We start from the raw sequence: 16,721 nt of genomic DNA on the forward strand, positions 1-16,721 counted from the left end.
TCAATATAGTAATCCCCTTTTATTCTCTCTCCACACAAAAATAATGCATACCTTCTCCTATTTCATACACTATATTCTATAAAAATTATTCAAAACGTTATCACAATGAATATATTTCCACAAAAAACATAACCTATTTCATGTCAATTCATTTTATATGTGTTTTTTTGAAGAATTTTCTTTTTATTTAAACTTTTCGTTAGACGTTTGACCTCCGATGTCCATTATGATAAGTTACTTAAGATGTTATATTCGTAAAAGTATAGACAACTGGTTTATACACTTTTTTACTATGAGGAAGGAGCATACACTGCATGAATCTTTTATGGGGAATTGGCGGCGTGATTGGAGTATTAGCAATTGCTTTTTTACTATCTTCCAACCGCAAAGCTATTAATTGGCGCACAATTTTAATCGCGCTAGCATTACAAATGTCATTTTCATTTATCGTATTACGCTGGGATGCTGGTAAAGCAGGTTTAAAACACGCTGCTGATGGTGTTCAAGGATTAATTAATTTTTCTTACGAGGGAATTAAGTTCGTTGCTGGGGATTTAGTCAACGCAAAAGGCCCTTGGGGATTTGTCTTCTTTATTCAAGCACTACTTCCAATTGTATTTATTAGTTCATTAGTAGCAATCTTATATCATTTCGGTATTATGCAGAAATTTGTTAGTGTCGTTGGTGGTGCATTAAGTAAACTTCTTGGAACTTCTAAAGCAGAAAGTTTAAACTCAGTAACAACTGTATTTTTAGGACAAACTGAGGCACCAATCTTAATCAAACCTTACTTAGCACGCTTAACAAATAGTGAGTTCTTCACTATTATGGTAAGTGGTATGACGGCTGTTGCCGGGTCAGTTCTTGTCGGCTATGCAGCGATGGGAATTCCGTTAGAACACTTATTAGCAGCAGCAATTATGGCAGCTCCATCAAGTTTATTAATTGCAAAACTAATTATGCCAGAAACAGAAGAAGTAGATAATAACGTTGAGCTTTCTACAGAACGTGAAGACGCAAACGTTATTGATGCAGCTGCACGTGGTGCATCTGAAGGTATGCAACTTGTTATTAACGTAGCAGCAATGTTAATGGCTTTCATCGCATTAATCGCTTTATTAAATGGATTACTAGGATTGGTTGGTTCTTGGTTCGATATTAAACTTAGCCTAGATTTAATCTTCGGTTACTTATTATCACCATTTGCAATCTTAATCGGGGTTTCTCCAGGTGAAGCTATACAAGCAGCAAGCTTTATCGGTCAAAAACTTGCAATCAACGAATTCGTTGCATATGCAAACTTAGGACCACATATGGCAGAGTTCTCTGCAAAAACAAATCTGATTTTAACATTCGCAATCTGTGGATTCGCAAACTTCTCTTCTATTGCAATTCAATTAGGTGTAACTGGAACGTTAGCTCCTACTCGCCGTAAACAAATTGCACAATTAGGGATTAAAGCAGTTATCGCTGGTACACTAGCGAACTTCTTAAACGCAGCAGTTGCAGGTATGATGTTCCTATAAATTTATATCAAATCTCCTCTTTCCAAAGAGGAGATTTTTTTTGCATATATAAATGTATTTTTTATATATACAAAATACTTTATACTTAAATACAAGAACATTATGATACAATAATTAGTAAGTCTGTTTATTTTTTCTTGTGCAAGGGAGATACTACTTCATTTTGTTCTATTAAAAATGAATTGCAGTTACATGGTCTAATTCTTATTAATTGCGCATACTACAAGTATCCTTGCCTGAATTACCTTTAAGGAGGAACGTTTGTGAAAAATAATTTCTATAAAGTCTTCTCTATGTGGATTTTACAAATTTTATTTTATTTTACAACTGTACATGTGACGCATTATGAGCATGCTCTCATTTTTACAATTATATATGTAATCGTTAATGTACTATTTCTATTTTTGCCTGATAAAACCGCATTTGTTTTCTTCATATTGGGAACCATTATTTCGGTATTCTATTTATTCTATCAAGCGTGGCTTTACTTATGGAGTACATCAGATCAATGGGAGTACATTATTACTCACTTCCTGATGGTAGCAAACTTCTTCATTGTTTACATCTCAACACATCTATTAAAGAAAGTTATTCATGAGAATAAAGAATTAACTGAACGTGTGAGAACGCTAGAACAATACATTGGAGAATCAAAATTATTAACGAGACAAGAATTCGAAAGAAGACAAGCATTATTAATAACTGCAATGAATCGTCGCAATGAATCAGGTATTATCATTTACTTCGATTTCGCTTCCTTTAGTAAATACACGAAAGAAAGCGTCATGGACCGTGTAGCTTCATTATTAGTTGAAACGGTAAGAAATGACTTTGACCTTGCTGCTGAATACGATAGCAATACACTGGTTATTTTACTACAAAACACAAATGAAGCCGGTGCTAACATTGTAATGAACCGCCTACAGCCAAAAATGGGGCAATGGCTTGCTGCTGAAGCAATTCAAGATATAAAAATTTCGCGAGAGCAAATTGGAAGTAAAGGACCGACATTATTATGATGACGCTTGTTATACTCCTTTTATTTCTTTTATTCTGTGTACTCGTTTTTTGGATTAGCATCGCATTTTCAATTAAATACGTACTTATTTTTACAGCCTTTCTATTCTCTGGCTTACTCGTTTATTATTCTTTCTTAACACTCGCAGGCTTAATTCACCGAAATAGTAAACGAAAAGATCGTACGCTAGAACATTATCCGAGCGTCGATATTTTAATACCCGCCCATAATGAAGGGGTCGTTATTAAAGATACATTAGAGGCGATGGCAAAGATTGAATATCCAGGCAAACTAACTGTTTATTTATTAAACGATAATTCTCAGGATGAAACACCTGAAATTGGTGATGATTTTGACAAAGCTTATGCTCATATCCGTCACATTCGTGTCCCGCCTGGTGAACCAAAAGGAAAATCACGTGTATTAAACTATGGGCTTAGTATTTCGGATGGTGAATATTTCTGCGTTTACGATGCAGACAATCAACCTGAACCACATGCTCTGCGAATGCTTGTCGAACATGCTGAAACAACCAAAGATGCTGTTGGGGCTGTTGGACACGTTCGTACAGTCAATGAAAACAGAAACTGGCTGACACGAATGATTTCACTAGAGTTTCAAATCTTCCAGCTCCTTATGCAATCTGGACGCTGGTTACTATTCCAAACAGGTTCACTAACAGGAACGAACATGCTTCTTCGTCGCTCTGCCTTAGAAGAGCTTGGTGGCTATGATCCTTATGCAATTGCAGAAGACGCTGAATTAACATTACGAATTACACAAAAAGGCTATCTCTTACCAATCGTTCCAGAATCGATTACATGGGAACAAGAACCTGAGCATTTAAAAATTCTTATTAAACAACGTACACGTTGGCTCCAAGGAAACCTCTATATTTTAGAAAAGATGTTTTCTTCGTTAAGTTTCTTTAAAGGGAAACTTCTTGTCCATTCCTTGCAGCAAGTTTTAGTGTATGTCGTATTTTGGCTATTTTTAATCATTTCAAACGTTTGGTTTGTCATTGGACTACTCGGGATATTCCAGATTCAATATAGTATTCCGTTACTATTTATGTGGTATGTTGCATATATTACATATGTTTCGCAATTATTTAGTGCCCAGAGCGTCGAACGAACCTTTACACCGACGAATATTTTTATTAGCGTCATCATGTACTTTACGTACGCACAGCTCTTCACGTATTTATTTATTCGCAGTCTAATCTTATACTTACGTGCAAAGAGCAAGAAACAAGTCATCGGCTGGGATAAAACCGTTCGATTCAAAAAAGATAAATAATAAAAATAAGCACAGAGCGCCGTATGCTCTGTGCTTATTTATTGCCGTATAAATTATATATCAGACAATACCCCTTAGCTGAAAGTAATTTCACGTCCATCCCCCAACGAACGATCGACCTTCATTTATATACGAAAAAGTGATTGCTATTTTTGTAGAACCAATTGCTTCTCTTGCTGATCTTTGCGCGTTTCAGTCTTAGGTTCCGTGCTTTCTTGCACATTTCGATGTGCCACACGTTTCAAACAAATATGCTTCCACTTTCTTTCGTAACGTTTCATTATTCTAGATGTCCCCCTTGAATGCGCTTTAAAACTATTTGAAATCGCTTACAGGAAATAATATAGCACATATACATAAAAGTGACAACACATTTCCGACATATTTTTGACAAAAATATGAATAGAATTCATAAAATATCGAACATTGTCGAAAGCTATCATTTTTTCTTCGTATAAAAGGCATACTACTTATATAGTACAGTATTTTATTTCCCTGATTTGTATTTAAAATCTCTTCTATATAAAATGAAACTTTAATCAGTAGGGCTTTGTTCATCTCCCACTTAACTTCTTTGCTTTTGCTGAATTTTGAGGTGGGTGTCTTACTGCCACAAATAGAGGGATAAAAAAGAGCTGATATGAAATCAGCCCTTTTCCTTCTATTATTTATGTTGCTTCATACGTCCTTCTTTTTGCAATTCTTTAAATAATGCTGCCATCATAAAGAAAATAACAAAGACGAATGGGAATGCCGCAATAATAGCTGCCGTTTGCAATGCTTCTAATCCGCCAACATATAATAAGGTAGAAGCTATCGCGGCTAGAACGATACCCCAAACCATTTTAATGCGGTTCGGTGGATTTAAACTACCATGCGTCGTTAACATTCCTAAAACAAACGTCGCAGAATCTGCTGATGTAATAAAGAATGTTGCAATAAGTAGAATACCTAAAACTGATAAAGCTGATCCAAAGCTACCCATCTGATCGAACATAGCGAATAATCCTACTTCTGTTCCCATCTCTTTCACTTTGTCGAAGATATGCGCATCACCAAACAGCTCCATATGAATACCAGTCCCGCCGAAAACAGAGAACCAAAGTGCACCAATTACGGTCGGAACAAGTAACACACCAATAACAAACTCACGAATCGTACGCCCTCGTGACACACGAGCAATAAATGTACCTACGAATGGTGACCATGCAATCCACCATGCCCAATAGAAAATTGTCCAAGACTGGATCCATTGATTTCCGCCTTCATCCAATGGACTTAAACGGAAACTCATGCCTGGCAATTCCTGAATGTAAGAACCAATCGTTGAAGTGAAGTAATTCATAATAAAGTTTGTTGGACCTGCAAATAATACAATTATCATAAGTGCAAATGCCAAAATAATGTTCGTATTACTTAAATATTTAATTCCTTTATCAAGACCGGTTTGCGCAGATAACATGAAAAGAACTGTTACGATTGCGATAATAACTAACTGTGTCGTTAATGAATTAGGGATAGATGTTAAATAGCTAACACCACCTGCAATTTGTTTTGCCCCAAGACCTAATGATGTCGCAACACCAAACACAGTCGCGAACACAGCTAACACATCAAATGAATGAGCAATACGCCCATGTTCCCCGCCCTTAAATAACGGACCTACTGTCGCACTAATTGTACTTGCTTTTCCTTTTCTAAAAGTGAAGTACGCAATACATAACGCTACAAACGCATATAGTCCCCAAGGATGTAATCCCCAATGGAAAAATGAAAAACGCAGTGCAAGACGCGCACTTTCCTCAGTTGCACCATCTCCAAACGGAGGTGCGTATAAATGGTTTAATGGTTCCGCAACACCCCAGAAAACTAAACCGATACCCATACCAGCACTAAATAACATAGCAAACCATGTCATATAACTATAATCAGGTTCGTCATCATCTTTACCTAAACGAATAGAACCGTATTTCGAGACAATTAAAAAGATGGACACACCTAAAACGATAGAAACAGAAATAATATAAAACCATCCAAACTTACTAACTAGTGCAGTTTGAATTGCAGTTGTTACATTTCCTAGGCTACCTTGTCCAATAATAGATTCGGGAATAATCCCCCAAATTGTAAATGCAATACATAATGTTAATGAAACGATGAATGTCTTTGTCAGTTTCCTCATCAAATCCCCCTTCGTAGGTTTCACTTTTGTAAATAACATAAATTCCGATATGTTAAATCGGATAGAAAACTATAATTTTTGCGGTGATTTTCTTTCAAATCTCTTACTTTCACCTTCACCAATTAGAATTCTTATAGACAGCCTTACCTTCCGTATAACCTTTTCACTCTGCAAGAGCTACAAGGTAGAAATACTGCTGCCAAATTGTGCGAGAAAAATGCGGATGGGAATGTATTTTCCCAAAAAAGGATGTGTTACATATGTAAAAAAGGGCAAATTCCTTCCTTGCAACCTTTTCTTCTTGTAACAATTATGCGGTTTTTTTACTAGTATATAGCACATGTTTATAGCTTCACAAACGAAATGTTTATGTTTATATAACTATATTACCCATAAAACGGTAAAATACTCAAGGAATGTAACTGTATAGTAAACGTTTTGTAATACTCTCGTAACATTTTTATTTACGCCGAAAAAAATATGTTGTATTAAATATTTTGAATATAACTAGAAACCTACTAATCATATAGAATGAAAAACGCTTTCCTATATTTTTTATTATATTACAGGATGTTAACGACTGATTACGAATGGTTTGTAATTGTGTGTTTTCCCCAAATCCGAAAAAATCTGTTGCTATAATGAGGACACGAAAACAAACGCAATGGAGGCTATCATGAAAAAATTAATTGGTATAGCAACAGCAGCAGTTTTTGGTCTTGGGATTTTCACATCATCTGCCAATGCAGAAACTGTTGTAACAACAGACGTACTAAACGTACGCGAAAACCCTACTACTGAATCAAAAGTTGTCGGTAAATTACTAAACGGTAATAAAATAGATGTTCTAAATACAGAGAACGGATGGTCAAAAATCACTTTAGATGGTAAAGACGCATTCGTAAGTGCAGAGTTCACAAAAAGCATCTACTACGTAACAGCTAACGTATTAAACGTACGTGCTGAAGCGAACACAAACTCAGAAATTCTTGGAACGTTGAAGAAGGACGATATGATCGAAACAACGAACCAAGTACAAAATGAGTGGTTACAATTTGAATATAACGGGAAAACAGCTTATGTTCATGTTCCTTTCTTAACAGGTACAGCACCTGTTATTGAGAAACAAGAAACACCAGCTCCTGCTAAAGCTGCAGCACCAGCTAAAGCTCAAGCACCTGTAGCACAAGCAAAACCAGCTGCTAAGCCTGCTGTGAAAGCTGCTGAAACTAGCGAACCTTCTGGTGGTCGTGAGTTAACAGTTGTAGCTACAGCATATACAGCTCACCCGAGCGAAAACGGTGGCACATATGGCGGCCGTGTATTAACTGCAATGGGTCATGATTTAACTGCGAATCCAAACATGAAAATGATCGCTGTTGATCCGAAAGTAATCCCATTAGGATCTAAAGTATGGGTTGAAGGTTATGGAGAAGCTATCGCTGGAGATACTGGCGGTGCAATTAAAGGTAACCGTATCGACATTCTACTTGGATCAGATAGCGCTGCCCAAAAATGGGGACGCAAAACTGTTAAAGTGAAAATTTTAAAATAACCAATGAATGCTAAATTACAGCCGGTTCTCTTTGTTGAGAGCTGGCTTTTATTTATTTATAATAGCTATGAGGAGGCTATTATCATGAATGTACAAGCAAAAGTAGACTGGATTGGCACACCAAAACCTTATATATATAAAGACGAAGTAACATATGATGCTACTTCCATTGATTTTTCACTCGCCGGCGATGACAATCGCTATAAATTAATTGTGCTCGGCCATGAAGGAAATATACATTACAAAATTGTACAATACGGGATAAAACCAGGCTCACAAAAGCCATTTCCTATCGATATTCCATTCGAACAAGCAATGCTACCGCTAGTCGAACAAATAGTAAATGATCTGTATGTACAAGCGACATTAAAGCAGACACGCTTCTGACCGCAAAAAGACTATCTCAATTACAAGAGATAGTCTTTCTTACGTTAACGAGTCGGACCAGATACTTCCCCTGTTTTCAACGTATTATTTGTACCAAGAGAATGATACAGCATCTTCCCATTCACAGTTACGATATGATAATCTAAATTTCATTTTTTCTGTTTTGAGCATTTTTTGTTTATAATGGTAAAGGAAAGAAATATGTGTACGGAGGAATATTATGCTGCAACACTCAATTACGAAAGATGAAATTATGATGATTGCGAATGAGTTCGTTCAAGGACTAGATCCACAGCAAACAGCTGATCAGGAACATGTCGCTACAGCTCGGCACCTATATCGTAGTGGTGTTGTCTACAACGTTGACTTTGATGGTTACACGCTATCAGGAACTGTAGATGCTGAAGGCAGCGTATATAGCGTTCATATCCCGATTCGTAACGTCGCTGAAAGCTATTGCGATTGCTTCGCACCAACGCAATGTGAGCATATGCTCGCTGTGTTACTATCTGCAGCGTCTAGTTTCGGGCAAGTAGGAGATGTATTAACTTTATTTAAAAATAATACGAAACCTTCTCTTCCTCCTATTCGAACTGCAAGACAAGTATTGCAATCATCAGCTTTTGAAGAAACGGATTATAAAAGTTGGCAATCATATTTTGACAACGAATATGAATCATTAAAAAAAGAACAAGCTCGGCTTACTTATAAACAAATGTATTTTCTTATGAGTATTTTTACAGACTTCTATACGAAACTCGAGCGGAAAGCTCCGCGTATCATTGCGATACATGAATTGTTCAGACTGCACGCGGCACTTTATTGCTTTCAAAAATTATTAGAAGAAATTCAGGCATTCGAAGTAAATAAAACGTATTCTTATCACCAACCTGTTAACGTCGTTCGCCTATTTGTGGATAAAGTGGAATCCATCGTTCGGGACCTACAATCAGAAGCGATTCCTTCAGAGTCTGAATCAATTTTACAAGAAACTGCTCGTCTCGTTCACGAAGTATTCTTCTCCACTGATGCCTATACGCAGGAGAGATTTTTTATTTATCGTCACATATGGAGTGAACTGTTAAACAATAAAGATCAACTGCAAGAAGAAGAAAAACGAATTGAAACGAAAATAAATCCACTTTCCAAAGCATTAGCCTCTTCTCATCTATTCTTTTTAAATGACGAAGACCTACTAGCAATGGACTTACTAAAAAAACAGCCTGCTTCTGTTGTAAGTCTTTATTTCTATTGGTTAGAAGAGCTATTAAGCGCCATGCAGTGGGATCGCGGAAAAAACTGGCTTTCGTTTACGTATAAACAAGTAAAGAAAACCATACATGAGCACGAGGATACAATCTTCATAAAAGATATTGTTCGGTTATTTGTAATCATGTACGAAACATATGCAACGCATACAAATGAACAAGCTGGATTCGAAATGATTTTACAAGAACTATTACCGTATAGTTTCACAAACTACGAACAATACGTACTCGCGAAGAAGCAGTATCGTACATGGTCCGAACTTCATCTCTTATATGGATTTGAAGCAATTGAACTATTGAAAGAGCCATTGAAAGATATTGAAAAAGAAGCGCCAGAAGCGGCACTTCCTCTTTATCATCTTGCTGCTGTAGAGGCCATTGAAGAACGAAACCGTAAATCATATAGACGTGCAGTTCGCTACTTAAAGAAATTACGTACATTATATAAACGTTTAAAACGCACCGATGAATGGGATGCTTTCATTATTCATATCGCCAATCTACATTCACGCCTTCGTGCACTACAAGAGGAATTACGGAAAGGAAAATTAATCGATGATCAATCAAACTGAAGTAACAATTAGGCTCCAGCATGTTAGTCAAGGTTGGTTCCTTTGGGGCGAAGATGACAGCGGTACTCCATTATCCGTAACAAGTTGGAAACGAAATGCATTTACATGGCACGCCACTTCCTTCTATGGCACGTTTCTAAAAGAAGCAACCTTTGAAGGGAAACAAGGTGTTATGCTAACAAACGCACAAGCATTTGAATACATCGCAAACAAACCGATGAACTCCTTTGCACATATTCAAATGAACGATCCTATTACAGCACTTACGAAAGATGCAAATGAATTATGGAATGCCTTCGTAAGCGGTAGCTTCGTACCCGATATGGAACGTTGGTCCAAACAACCATCTTGGAAAGTTCAAAATACACCAATCGAAGATGACACATTAGCAACGCTTTTCTCAACCTCGGTAAATGAAAGTATATTGCAAGATAACCGATCAAATGACGGATGGGAAGATGCAAAGAGACTATACGAACATTACGACTTTACGAAAAGACAGCTGGAAACAGCGCTACATGAAGAAGATTGGCTTCGAAAAATCGGTTACATTGAAGATGACCTTCCCTTTACAATTGGACTAAGACTGCAAGAACCACAAGAGGAATTTGAAATGTGGAAGCTTGAAACGATTGTGGCACCAAAGCGCGGGGCACATCGCATATATGTATATGAAAACATCGATTCCTTACCGAAAAGATGGCACGATTACGAAGAGCGTATTACGGAAACGCAAGAAGGCTTTAGTAAGCTCGTACCGTGGCTAAAAGAAGAGGATACGTTCAGAAAAGAACTGTTTGAAACGGAAGCATGGAATTTCTTAACAGAAGCAAGTGACGAGTTACTTGCAGCTGGTATTACAATTTTATTGCCATCATGGTGGCAAAATTTAAAAGCAGCAAAACCGAAGCTGCGTGTACAGCTGAAGCAAAGCACAGCACAAACACAATCTTTCTTCGGCATGAATACGCTCGTTAACTTTAATTGGCGCATTTCAACGAACGGAATTGATTTATCGGAAAGCGAATTTTTCGAACTCATTGAACAAAACAAACGATTATTCAATATAAATGGTCAATGGATGCGACTGGATCCAGCCTTTATTGAAGAAGTAAGAAAACTAATGAACCGTGCCGATAAATACGGACTAGAAATGAAAGATGTCCTCCAGCAACATTTATCAAACACTGCTGAAACAGAAATTGTAGAAGAAGATAGTCCGTTTACTGATATTGAAATCGAACTAGACGGATATTATGAAGAGCTATTCCAAAAGCTACTCCATATTGGAGATATTCCAAAAGTAGATGTCCCTACTTCACTAAACGCAACACTTCGTCCGTATCAGCAACACGGCATTGAATGGTTATTATATTTACGACAACTTGGATTTGGGGCATTATTAGCGGACGATATGGGACTTGGGAAAAGTATTCAAACGATCTCTTACTTACTATATGTAAAAGAAAACAAGCTCAAAACAGGTCCTGCATTAATCGTGGCGCCGACATCCGTTCTTGGAAATTGGCAAAAAGAATTTGAGCGTTTCGCACCAAATTTACGCGTTCAATTACATTATGGAAGTAACCGCGATAAGGGAGATTCATTTAAAGATTTTCTTCAATCAGCAGATGTTGTATTAACGTCTTATGCGTTAGCTCAACTTGACGAGGAAGAACTTACTTCGTTATGCTGGGACGCTGTTATTTTGGATGAAGCACAAAATATTAAGAACCCACATACGAAACAGTCGAAAGCAGTACGCAACTTGCAGGCAAATCATAAAATTGCTTTAACTGGTACACCGATGGAAAACCGACTTGCCGAGCTTTGGTCCATTTTCGACTTTATTAATCATGGATATCTTGGCAGTTTAGGACAATTCCAGCGCCGCTTCGTCACACCGATTGAAAAAGACCGTGATGAAAGAAAAATCCAACAAGTCCAACGCTTTATCTCACCATTTTTACTGCGTCGAACGAAGAAAGATCAAACAGTCGCATTAAACTTACCAGATAAACAGGAACAGAAAGCTTACTGTCCACTAACTGGTGAACAGGCTTCCTTATACGAGCAACTTGTTCAAGATACATTACAAAATGTTGAAGGGCTAAGCGGGATTGAACGTCGCGGGTTCATATTACTAATGTTGAATAAACTAAAACAAATTTGCAATCACCCTGCTCTTTATTTAAAAGAAACAGAGCCGAAAGATATCGTTGAACGTTCTATGAAAACAAAAACGGTAATGGAACTAATCGAAAATATTAAAGATCAGAATGAGAGCTGTTTAATCTTTACCCAATACATCAGCATGGGAAACATGCTAAAGAGCATATTAGAGGAAACATTTGGTCAGCGCGTCCTCTTCTTAAACGGCAGTGTGCCGAAGAAAGAGCGTGATAAGATGATCGAACAGTTCCAAAACGGAACGTATGACATTTTCATCTTATCCTTAAAAGCTGGCGGAACAGGCTTAAACTTAACTGCCGCTAATCATGTCATTCACTACGATCGTTGGTGGAATCCAGCTGTAGAAAATCAAGCAACGGACCGTGCATATCGTATTGGTCAAAAACGATTCGTTCATGTTCACAAACTTATTACAACAGGAACATTAGAAGAGAAAATTGATGAAATGTTAGAACGAAAACAATCACTAAACAATGCGGTCATTACAAGTGATAGTTGGATGACTGAACTATCAACAGACGAATTAAAAGAATTACTTGGTGTATAAACAAAAGGAGCAAATCTCGAAATGAGATTAGCTCCTTTTTCTATTCCAAAACCAATTACTTATTATAATTCCTGTCAATCCGCCGCACGTATCAAGCAATGTATCTTGCCACATCGGTGTACGGTCTCCCGTAAACCATTGATGGATTTCATCCAATGTTGCATACCCTGCAACGAAAAGAAGGGCATATATAAAGCATCTTTTTCTCGAACAACCCGATCGATGAAAAGCATAATACGTCAAAGAACCGAGCATGAAGAACACCATAAAATGAGCACCTTTACGAAGGAAAAATTCAATAAATCCACCCACACCTTTATTTGCAATACTAACAGGTGTACCTCCACCATAATCGATAGATACCCATGAAAAATGCTCTTTCACAAACTCAACATTTACATATTGTTCAATATCCGAGCGCATATCCTGTTTTTTATATGGTTGCGCTGAGGAATAGAAGATAAGCCCCATCCATAGTAATACAGGAATCCAAAATAACCATTTACGATTCATTCTTCCGAAACCCCTCTCTTAGTCTTTTAAGAGTACCAAAAAAAAGAAAAAATTTCACGCCAAAACATGACATTTTCCCCCTATTTATAAAGTGAAAGGGGGTGATAAACATGGCAGTTGAAACAATCGTAATGGATTTAACTCTACGTCTTGTATTAAACAATGGATTAGATAAGAATGGAAAAACAACTTTGAAGAACAAACAATTTAAACGCGTTAAAACAAATGCAAACTTAGAGCAAGTACACAACGTAGCCCGTGCCCTTGCTTCCTTACAAGAATCATCACTTCACGCTGTACAACTTGTAAGTACTTCAGATCTTGCTAACGTATAAATAATAAGGAGGGAATAAAGCATGCAAGTACTCGAATTGATTTTCACGAAAGAAGATGGAAAAACAGTTGTTTTTTCTATCGATAAGCCCATCACACCCGTCGATGCACAAGTCGTAAATCAAGTAATGGATACCATTCTTGCGTCATCTATATTTTCATCAATTGATGAAAATACCCGAAAAAAAGGAGCTCGTCTCGTAGAAAAAAATGTATCCGAAGTTCCAATTACTCTATAAAGTAAAACTTTAATCAGTGGGGATTTTGTTCATCCCTACTGATTATAAACCTTCACCCATTAGGCATTTACGGGCAGTAAACCTTCTTTTCTCCAGCCGAATTTTGAGGTAGGAGTCTGACTGCCCACAAACAGCGGGATAAACGAAAAAGACAAATCTGCATTATTTTGCAGATTCGTCTTTTTTCTTCGGCATTTCAATCGGAATAAAAATCTTTGAAAAACCGACGCATACATATTTATAATTTTCTCCACCTAAATCGAAATCGGTCGTATATGTTGAGAAGAAAATATAATCATTTCGCTTTGTATAATGGTCGATTAATAATCCAACTTGTGGCTCAACATACTTTTTCGCCAACTTCTTACCTGCCGATGCTAAATCGCCAAGAAGACCCTCTTCATTTTCTTTTTGAACCTCATCTAGCTTCTTACTCACATCATTACGTTTCATAAACTGCTTCGCTGCCCAATCCGTATATTCTCCTTTACTCGGATTGCTATTTGCTAAATAAACTAGGAGAACAACAGCTAGAACTATAATAATATACTTTTTCTTCATGCTATATCACCGCCTATTCTTTTCTATTTTCATATATATGTACAAGCGATGCAAATTAGAAAGACTATCATCTGTTGATTGTAAACGAATAACTAAAATTTACAATATAAAACAGAATATTAATAGTGACTTTACAAAATTTATATATAATTATATTCAGAATAAAAATTACAAGGGAGGCATTATACTAATGAACAATGAAAATGATATTTTTATTTCTAGTTCTACAATGATGTTAGAGCCATGTAAGCACCCCTCTTACCGTACAAAAATTATCGACAGTAGCGGGAAGCACCTTTACTCCCGCCAAACCGCTCTCCAGCTCATACAGAAATCTTGTCTAACAGATGTTTATTCTACTTATCAGGGCAGACGTAATGCAGTCCAAGCAAACTTTAAATTCAAACAAAACGTTCCGATTCCAATTAATCATAAGGAATATATTTGCGCTTTTCCAACAGAATCTCCTGCTTCTCCAAACTGTATTTGGTTGTTCTACAAGCATATCCATACAATAGAGTTTTTCAAAAAAACGAAGAAAGCTAAAATTCATTTCTCAAACGGATTTACCGTAACGATACAAATTAGTTCCCATAAGTTAAGTCAGCAATTATGGAAAGCTGGATATGTTTTATCCCAAATGAACATGCAAGATTCACTACACTCATAAAACCTCATGCCACATTTACTATCTTAAAACAAATAGAATGGAAGGTGATCTTTCTCTTATCTTCCATTCTACTTATTCTCTTTATCCCTTTACACTATCTCGCATTTTCTCAAGTGCCTGCCGGTATATCCACCTCACTTGATAATATGTCATTCCCATTTCACAGGCTATCTCACCCATCTTTTTCCCTACAAAAAATCGTTCCGAAATAATGTGTCTCTCCCTCTTATTTAACACACTCATAAAATCCTGTGCTCTCATTCCCGTTTCTTCAGACTCAAATTGTTCATCGTACTCTCCGACGCACACATACCTCTCCTGCATTACACATTCTTTCTTTAGTCTTTCCAATATATAACCACGTACCGTTATCACCGCATAAGCAGGAAAACTTCCTTTCCCCTCCTCATATCTTTCATACGCATACCAAAGACCAATTAAACCACATTGATAATACTCTTCATGATCTTGATAAATACTTAACTTTTTTATTTGATTTACAATCATTCCCTCATACAAAACAACCGTCTCTGTAAAAGTCGCTGGCTTCACATAGTACCTATTTCTAAAAGGTATACCCCTTTGTTATTCCGCGGTACCTTTACAATATAAAAATAAAGAAGAGACTTCACTGTGAGTAATTTCAAATACTACCGAAGGAATTTGAAATTACACTAGGCAGTATTTGAAATTTTGTTGGTGGTATTTGAAGTAAGGGTAAAAATAAAAAAGGTGACTCTAGAGAGCCACCTTTTTTGTCAGATCATATTATACAGGAATATTTGGTAATATTTTTGCCATTAACACAACAAATGCAGCTAAGAATGCCGCTTTAATAATGAATAAAACAATAATTGGAATAGCTGCTTTCACTTTACTTAATCCAGCTGTAACTTGTAATCCCAACCAAATTAAAACTAAATTCCATAAATAGAACAATTCAATTGTATTACCTATTCCATATGCAAGTGAACCTTGGTCAAATAATGGTCCTAAACTTGTATACTGGGTTGCTCCACCATCTAAAATTAGGGCTATAATACCATTAATAAGTCCACCAATAATAAGAATAATATTAGCATATACAACAATCGTTAATAACTTCTTATAAGACGTATCATTTCCAAAGAACATCATAAATACTTTATAAATAGCTGCGACAAATAATGCTCCAATCATCGCCCCAACAAAACCAGATCCAATTCCAGAAATAACTTCTGATGTTATTGAACTCTTACCAGCAAGTTCGCCTAATTCTTTCTGCATTTTAATCATTTCAGGTGACGTGTTCACAACATATGTTGTCAAACCACCTACAAGCCCTTGTAACAACGCAACTAAAAAGAACATACCCCAAACTTTCTCGCTCGCCTTCATTCTCTCAAACTGTAAGCCAGGAGAAGTAATCATTCCAAATAATGATGGCTTCTCTCCTTCAACCTTTTGCGTATTCAAATTCGCTTCCATTATAACGCCTCCTTCTATTTATATAACCCGTTCTAACGGGCGGTTCACTTCCTCATTGTAAGAGGCTACGAACCGCCCACTAGAACGGTAATGTGTAGTTCTACTACACTATTAATTACTCATAACGTAATGCTTCAATTGGATCTAATTTCGCAGCTTTGTTTGCTGGAATTAATCCAAAAACAATACCAAGTGTCATAGAGAATAGCACTCCTCCAACGACAACTTCCCATGAAACGAGCGGTGGCCACTTCGCAAATGTGGAAACGATATATGCCCCGCCATACCCAAGACCAATCCCGATTAAACCACCTAGAAGCGTTAACATAACTGCTTCAATTAAAAACTGTAATAAAATTTTACTACGCGTCGCTCCAAGTGCTTTACGTAC

General features: G+C 36.8%; 17 protein-coding genes. 10 read left to right on the forward strand and 7 right to left on the reverse strand.

The window, feature by feature from the left end:
• The first annotated feature begins 314 nt into the window (after window positions 1–314).
• From G9F74_RS25885 to G9F74_RS25895, 3 genes are all read left to right on the forward strand, one after another.
• Window positions 315–1,526: a NupC/NupG family nucleoside CNT transporter gene (locus G9F74_RS25885; RefSeq protein WP_016107263.1), complete on the forward strand. Its 1,212-nt coding sequence runs from the start codon at window positions 315–317 to the stop codon at window positions 1,524–1,526.
• Window positions 1,527–1,789: 263 nt separating this feature from the next.
• Window positions 1,790–2,545 carry a diguanylate cyclase domain-containing protein gene (locus G9F74_RS25890; RefSeq protein WP_000794326.1) on the forward strand — a complete coding sequence of 252 codons (756 nt, stop codon included), beginning with the start codon at window positions 1,790–1,792 and terminating at the stop codon, window positions 2,543–2,545.
• On the forward strand, window positions 2,542–3,843 hold the full coding sequence (locus G9F74_RS25895; RefSeq protein WP_000988737.1) for a glycosyltransferase family 2 protein: 1,302 nt from the start codon (window positions 2,542–2,544) through the stop codon (window positions 3,841–3,843). The genes G9F74_RS25890 and G9F74_RS25895 overlap by 4 nt, the downstream gene beginning before the upstream one ends.
• A 146-nt stretch (window positions 3,844–3,989) precedes the next feature.
• Here G9F74_RS25895 and G9F74_RS30230 read toward each other — a convergent pair whose 3' ends face one another.
• Both G9F74_RS30230 and opuD read right to left on the reverse strand, forming a co-directional pair.
• Window positions 3,990–4,124 carry a hypothetical protein gene (locus tag G9F74_RS30230; RefSeq protein ID WP_000833064.1) on the reverse strand — a complete coding sequence of 45 codons (135 nt, stop codon included), beginning with the start codon at window positions 4,122–4,124 and terminating at the stop codon, window positions 3,990–3,992.
• Window positions 4,125–4,507: 383 nt separating this feature from the next.
• Window positions 4,508–6,025: a glycine betaine transporter OpuD gene (opuD, locus tag G9F74_RS25900; protein ID WP_001230123.1), complete on the reverse strand. Its 1,518-nt coding sequence runs from the start codon at window positions 6,023–6,025 to the stop codon at window positions 4,508–4,510.
• 676 nt (window positions 6,026–6,701) lie between these two features.
• Between opuD and G9F74_RS25905 the strand changes: the two genes are divergently transcribed.
• From G9F74_RS25905 to G9F74_RS25920, 4 genes are all read left to right on the forward strand, one after another.
• On the forward strand, window positions 6,702–7,580 hold the full coding sequence (locus G9F74_RS25905; protein WP_000733305.1) for a cell wall-binding protein EntA: 879 nt from the start codon (window positions 6,702–6,704) through the stop codon (window positions 7,578–7,580).
• A gap of 84 nt (window positions 7,581–7,664) precedes the next feature.
• Window positions 7,665–7,967, forward strand: coding sequence for a DUF3910 family protein (locus G9F74_RS25910; protein WP_016107264.1), 303 nt, complete (start codon window positions 7,665–7,667; stop codon window positions 7,965–7,967).
• A gap of 220 nt (window positions 7,968–8,187) precedes the next feature.
• Window positions 8,188–9,807, forward strand: coding sequence for an SWIM zinc finger family protein (locus G9F74_RS25915; RefSeq protein WP_165406314.1), 1,620 nt, complete (start codon window positions 8,188–8,190; stop codon window positions 9,805–9,807).
• Window positions 9,791–12,547 carry a DEAD/DEAH box helicase gene (locus tag G9F74_RS25920; RefSeq protein WP_016107265.1) on the forward strand — a complete coding sequence of 919 codons (2,757 nt, stop codon included), beginning with the start codon at window positions 9,791–9,793 and terminating at the stop codon, window positions 12,545–12,547. The genes G9F74_RS25915 and G9F74_RS25920 overlap by 17 nt, the downstream gene beginning before the upstream one ends.
• A 27-nt stretch (window positions 12,548–12,574) precedes the next feature.
• Here the strand turns inward: G9F74_RS25920 and G9F74_RS25925 are convergent, their stop codons facing one another.
• Window positions 12,575–13,060, reverse strand: coding sequence for a VanZ family protein (locus G9F74_RS25925; RefSeq protein ID WP_001080715.1), 486 nt, complete (start codon window positions 13,058–13,060; stop codon window positions 12,575–12,577).
• Between the two features lie 110 nt (window positions 13,061–13,170).
• Between G9F74_RS25925 and G9F74_RS25930 the strand changes: the two genes are divergently transcribed.
• Complete coding sequence (locus tag G9F74_RS25930; RefSeq protein WP_000257697.1) at window positions 13,171–13,395, forward strand: DUF1659 domain-containing protein; 225 nt, start codon at window positions 13,171–13,173, stop codon at window positions 13,393–13,395.
• A 21-nt stretch (window positions 13,396–13,416) separates the two neighbouring features.
• Window positions 13,417–13,632, forward strand: coding sequence for a DUF2922 domain-containing protein (locus G9F74_RS25935; RefSeq protein WP_001197606.1), 216 nt, complete (start codon window positions 13,417–13,419; stop codon window positions 13,630–13,632).
• 162 nt (window positions 13,633–13,794) lie between these two features.
• On the opposite strand, the gene G9F74_RS25940 is transcribed toward G9F74_RS25935, so the two are convergent.
• The gene (locus G9F74_RS25940; protein WP_000731398.1) at window positions 13,795–14,193 is read right to left on the reverse strand and encodes a DUF4359 domain-containing protein; all 399 of its coding nucleotides are present in this window, start codon (window positions 14,191–14,193) and stop codon (window positions 13,795–13,797) included.
• Between the two features lie 190 nt (window positions 14,194–14,383).
• On the opposite strand from G9F74_RS25940, the gene G9F74_RS25945 reads away from it, so the two are divergent.
• Entirely contained in the window at window positions 14,384–14,863 is a 480-nt protein-coding gene (locus G9F74_RS25945; protein ID WP_001058458.1) for a competence protein ComK, read from the forward strand.
• Between the two features lie 81 nt (window positions 14,864–14,944).
• Here G9F74_RS25945 and G9F74_RS25950 read toward each other — a convergent pair whose 3' ends face one another.
• From G9F74_RS25950 to G9F74_RS25960, 3 genes are all read right to left on the reverse strand, one after another.
• Window positions 14,945–15,415, reverse strand: coding sequence for a sigma-70 family RNA polymerase sigma factor (locus tag G9F74_RS25950; protein ID WP_000801309.1), 471 nt, complete (start codon window positions 15,413–15,415; stop codon window positions 14,945–14,947).
• A 216-nt stretch (window positions 15,416–15,631) separates the two neighbouring features.
• Window positions 15,632–16,330: a YknW family membrane protein gene (yknW, locus tag G9F74_RS25955; RefSeq protein WP_016107266.1), complete on the reverse strand. Its 699-nt coding sequence runs from the start codon at window positions 16,328–16,330 to the stop codon at window positions 15,632–15,634.
• Window positions 16,331–16,445: 115 nt separating this feature from the next.
• Window positions 16,446–16,721, reverse strand: a 276-nt coding sequence (locus tag G9F74_RS25960; protein ID WP_165406315.1) for an ABC transporter permease, incomplete at its 5' end; no start/stop codon positions are given.

This window comes from Bacillus sp. EKM202B (genome assembly GCF_011066025.1).
GTDB classification, from domain to species: domain Bacteria; phylum Bacillota; class Bacilli; order Bacillales; family Bacillaceae_G; genus Bacillus_A; species Bacillus_A toyonensis.

Coding starts and splice junctions, on each gene's coding strand:
- G9F74_RS25930 (WP_000257697.1), top strand. CDS start 13,171: ATGGCAGTTGAAACAATCGTAATGGATTTAACTCTACGTCTTGTATTA.
- G9F74_RS25905 (WP_000733305.1), top strand. CDS start 6,702: ATGAAAAAATTAATTGGTATAGCAACAGCAGCAGTTTTTGGTCTTGGG.
- yknW (WP_016107266.1), bottom strand. CDS start 16,330: ATGGAAGCGAATTTGAATACGCAAAAGGTTGAAGGAGAGAAGCCATCA.
- G9F74_RS25885 (WP_016107263.1), top strand. CDS start 315: ATGAATCTTTTATGGGGAATTGGCGGCGTGATTGGAGTATTAGCAATT.
- G9F74_RS25895 (WP_000988737.1), top strand. CDS start 2,542: ATGATGACGCTTGTTATACTCCTTTTATTTCTTTTATTCTGTGTACTC.
- G9F74_RS25925 (WP_001080715.1), bottom strand. CDS start 13,060: ATGAATCGTAAATGGTTATTTTGGATTCCTGTATTACTATGGATGGGG.
- G9F74_RS25915 (WP_165406314.1), top strand. CDS start 8,188: ATGCTGCAACACTCAATTACGAAAGATGAAATTATGATGATTGCGAAT.
- opuD (WP_001230123.1), bottom strand. CDS start 6,025: ATGAGGAAACTGACAAAGACATTCATCGTTTCATTAACATTATGTATT.
- G9F74_RS30230 (WP_000833064.1), bottom strand. CDS start 4,124: ATGAAACGTTACGAAAGAAAGTGGAAGCATATTTGTTTGAAACGTGTG.
- G9F74_RS25910 (WP_016107264.1), top strand. CDS start 7,665: ATGAATGTACAAGCAAAAGTAGACTGGATTGGCACACCAAAACCTTAT.
- G9F74_RS25920 (WP_016107265.1), top strand. CDS start 9,791: ATGATCAATCAAACTGAAGTAACAATTAGGCTCCAGCATGTTAGTCAA.
- G9F74_RS25945 (WP_001058458.1), top strand. CDS start 14,384: ATGAACAATGAAAATGATATTTTTATTTCTAGTTCTACAATGATGTTA.
- G9F74_RS25935 (WP_001197606.1), top strand. CDS start 13,417: ATGCAAGTACTCGAATTGATTTTCACGAAAGAAGATGGAAAAACAGTT.
- G9F74_RS25940 (WP_000731398.1), bottom strand. CDS start 14,193: ATGAAGAAAAAGTATATTATTATAGTTCTAGCTGTTGTTCTCCTAGTT.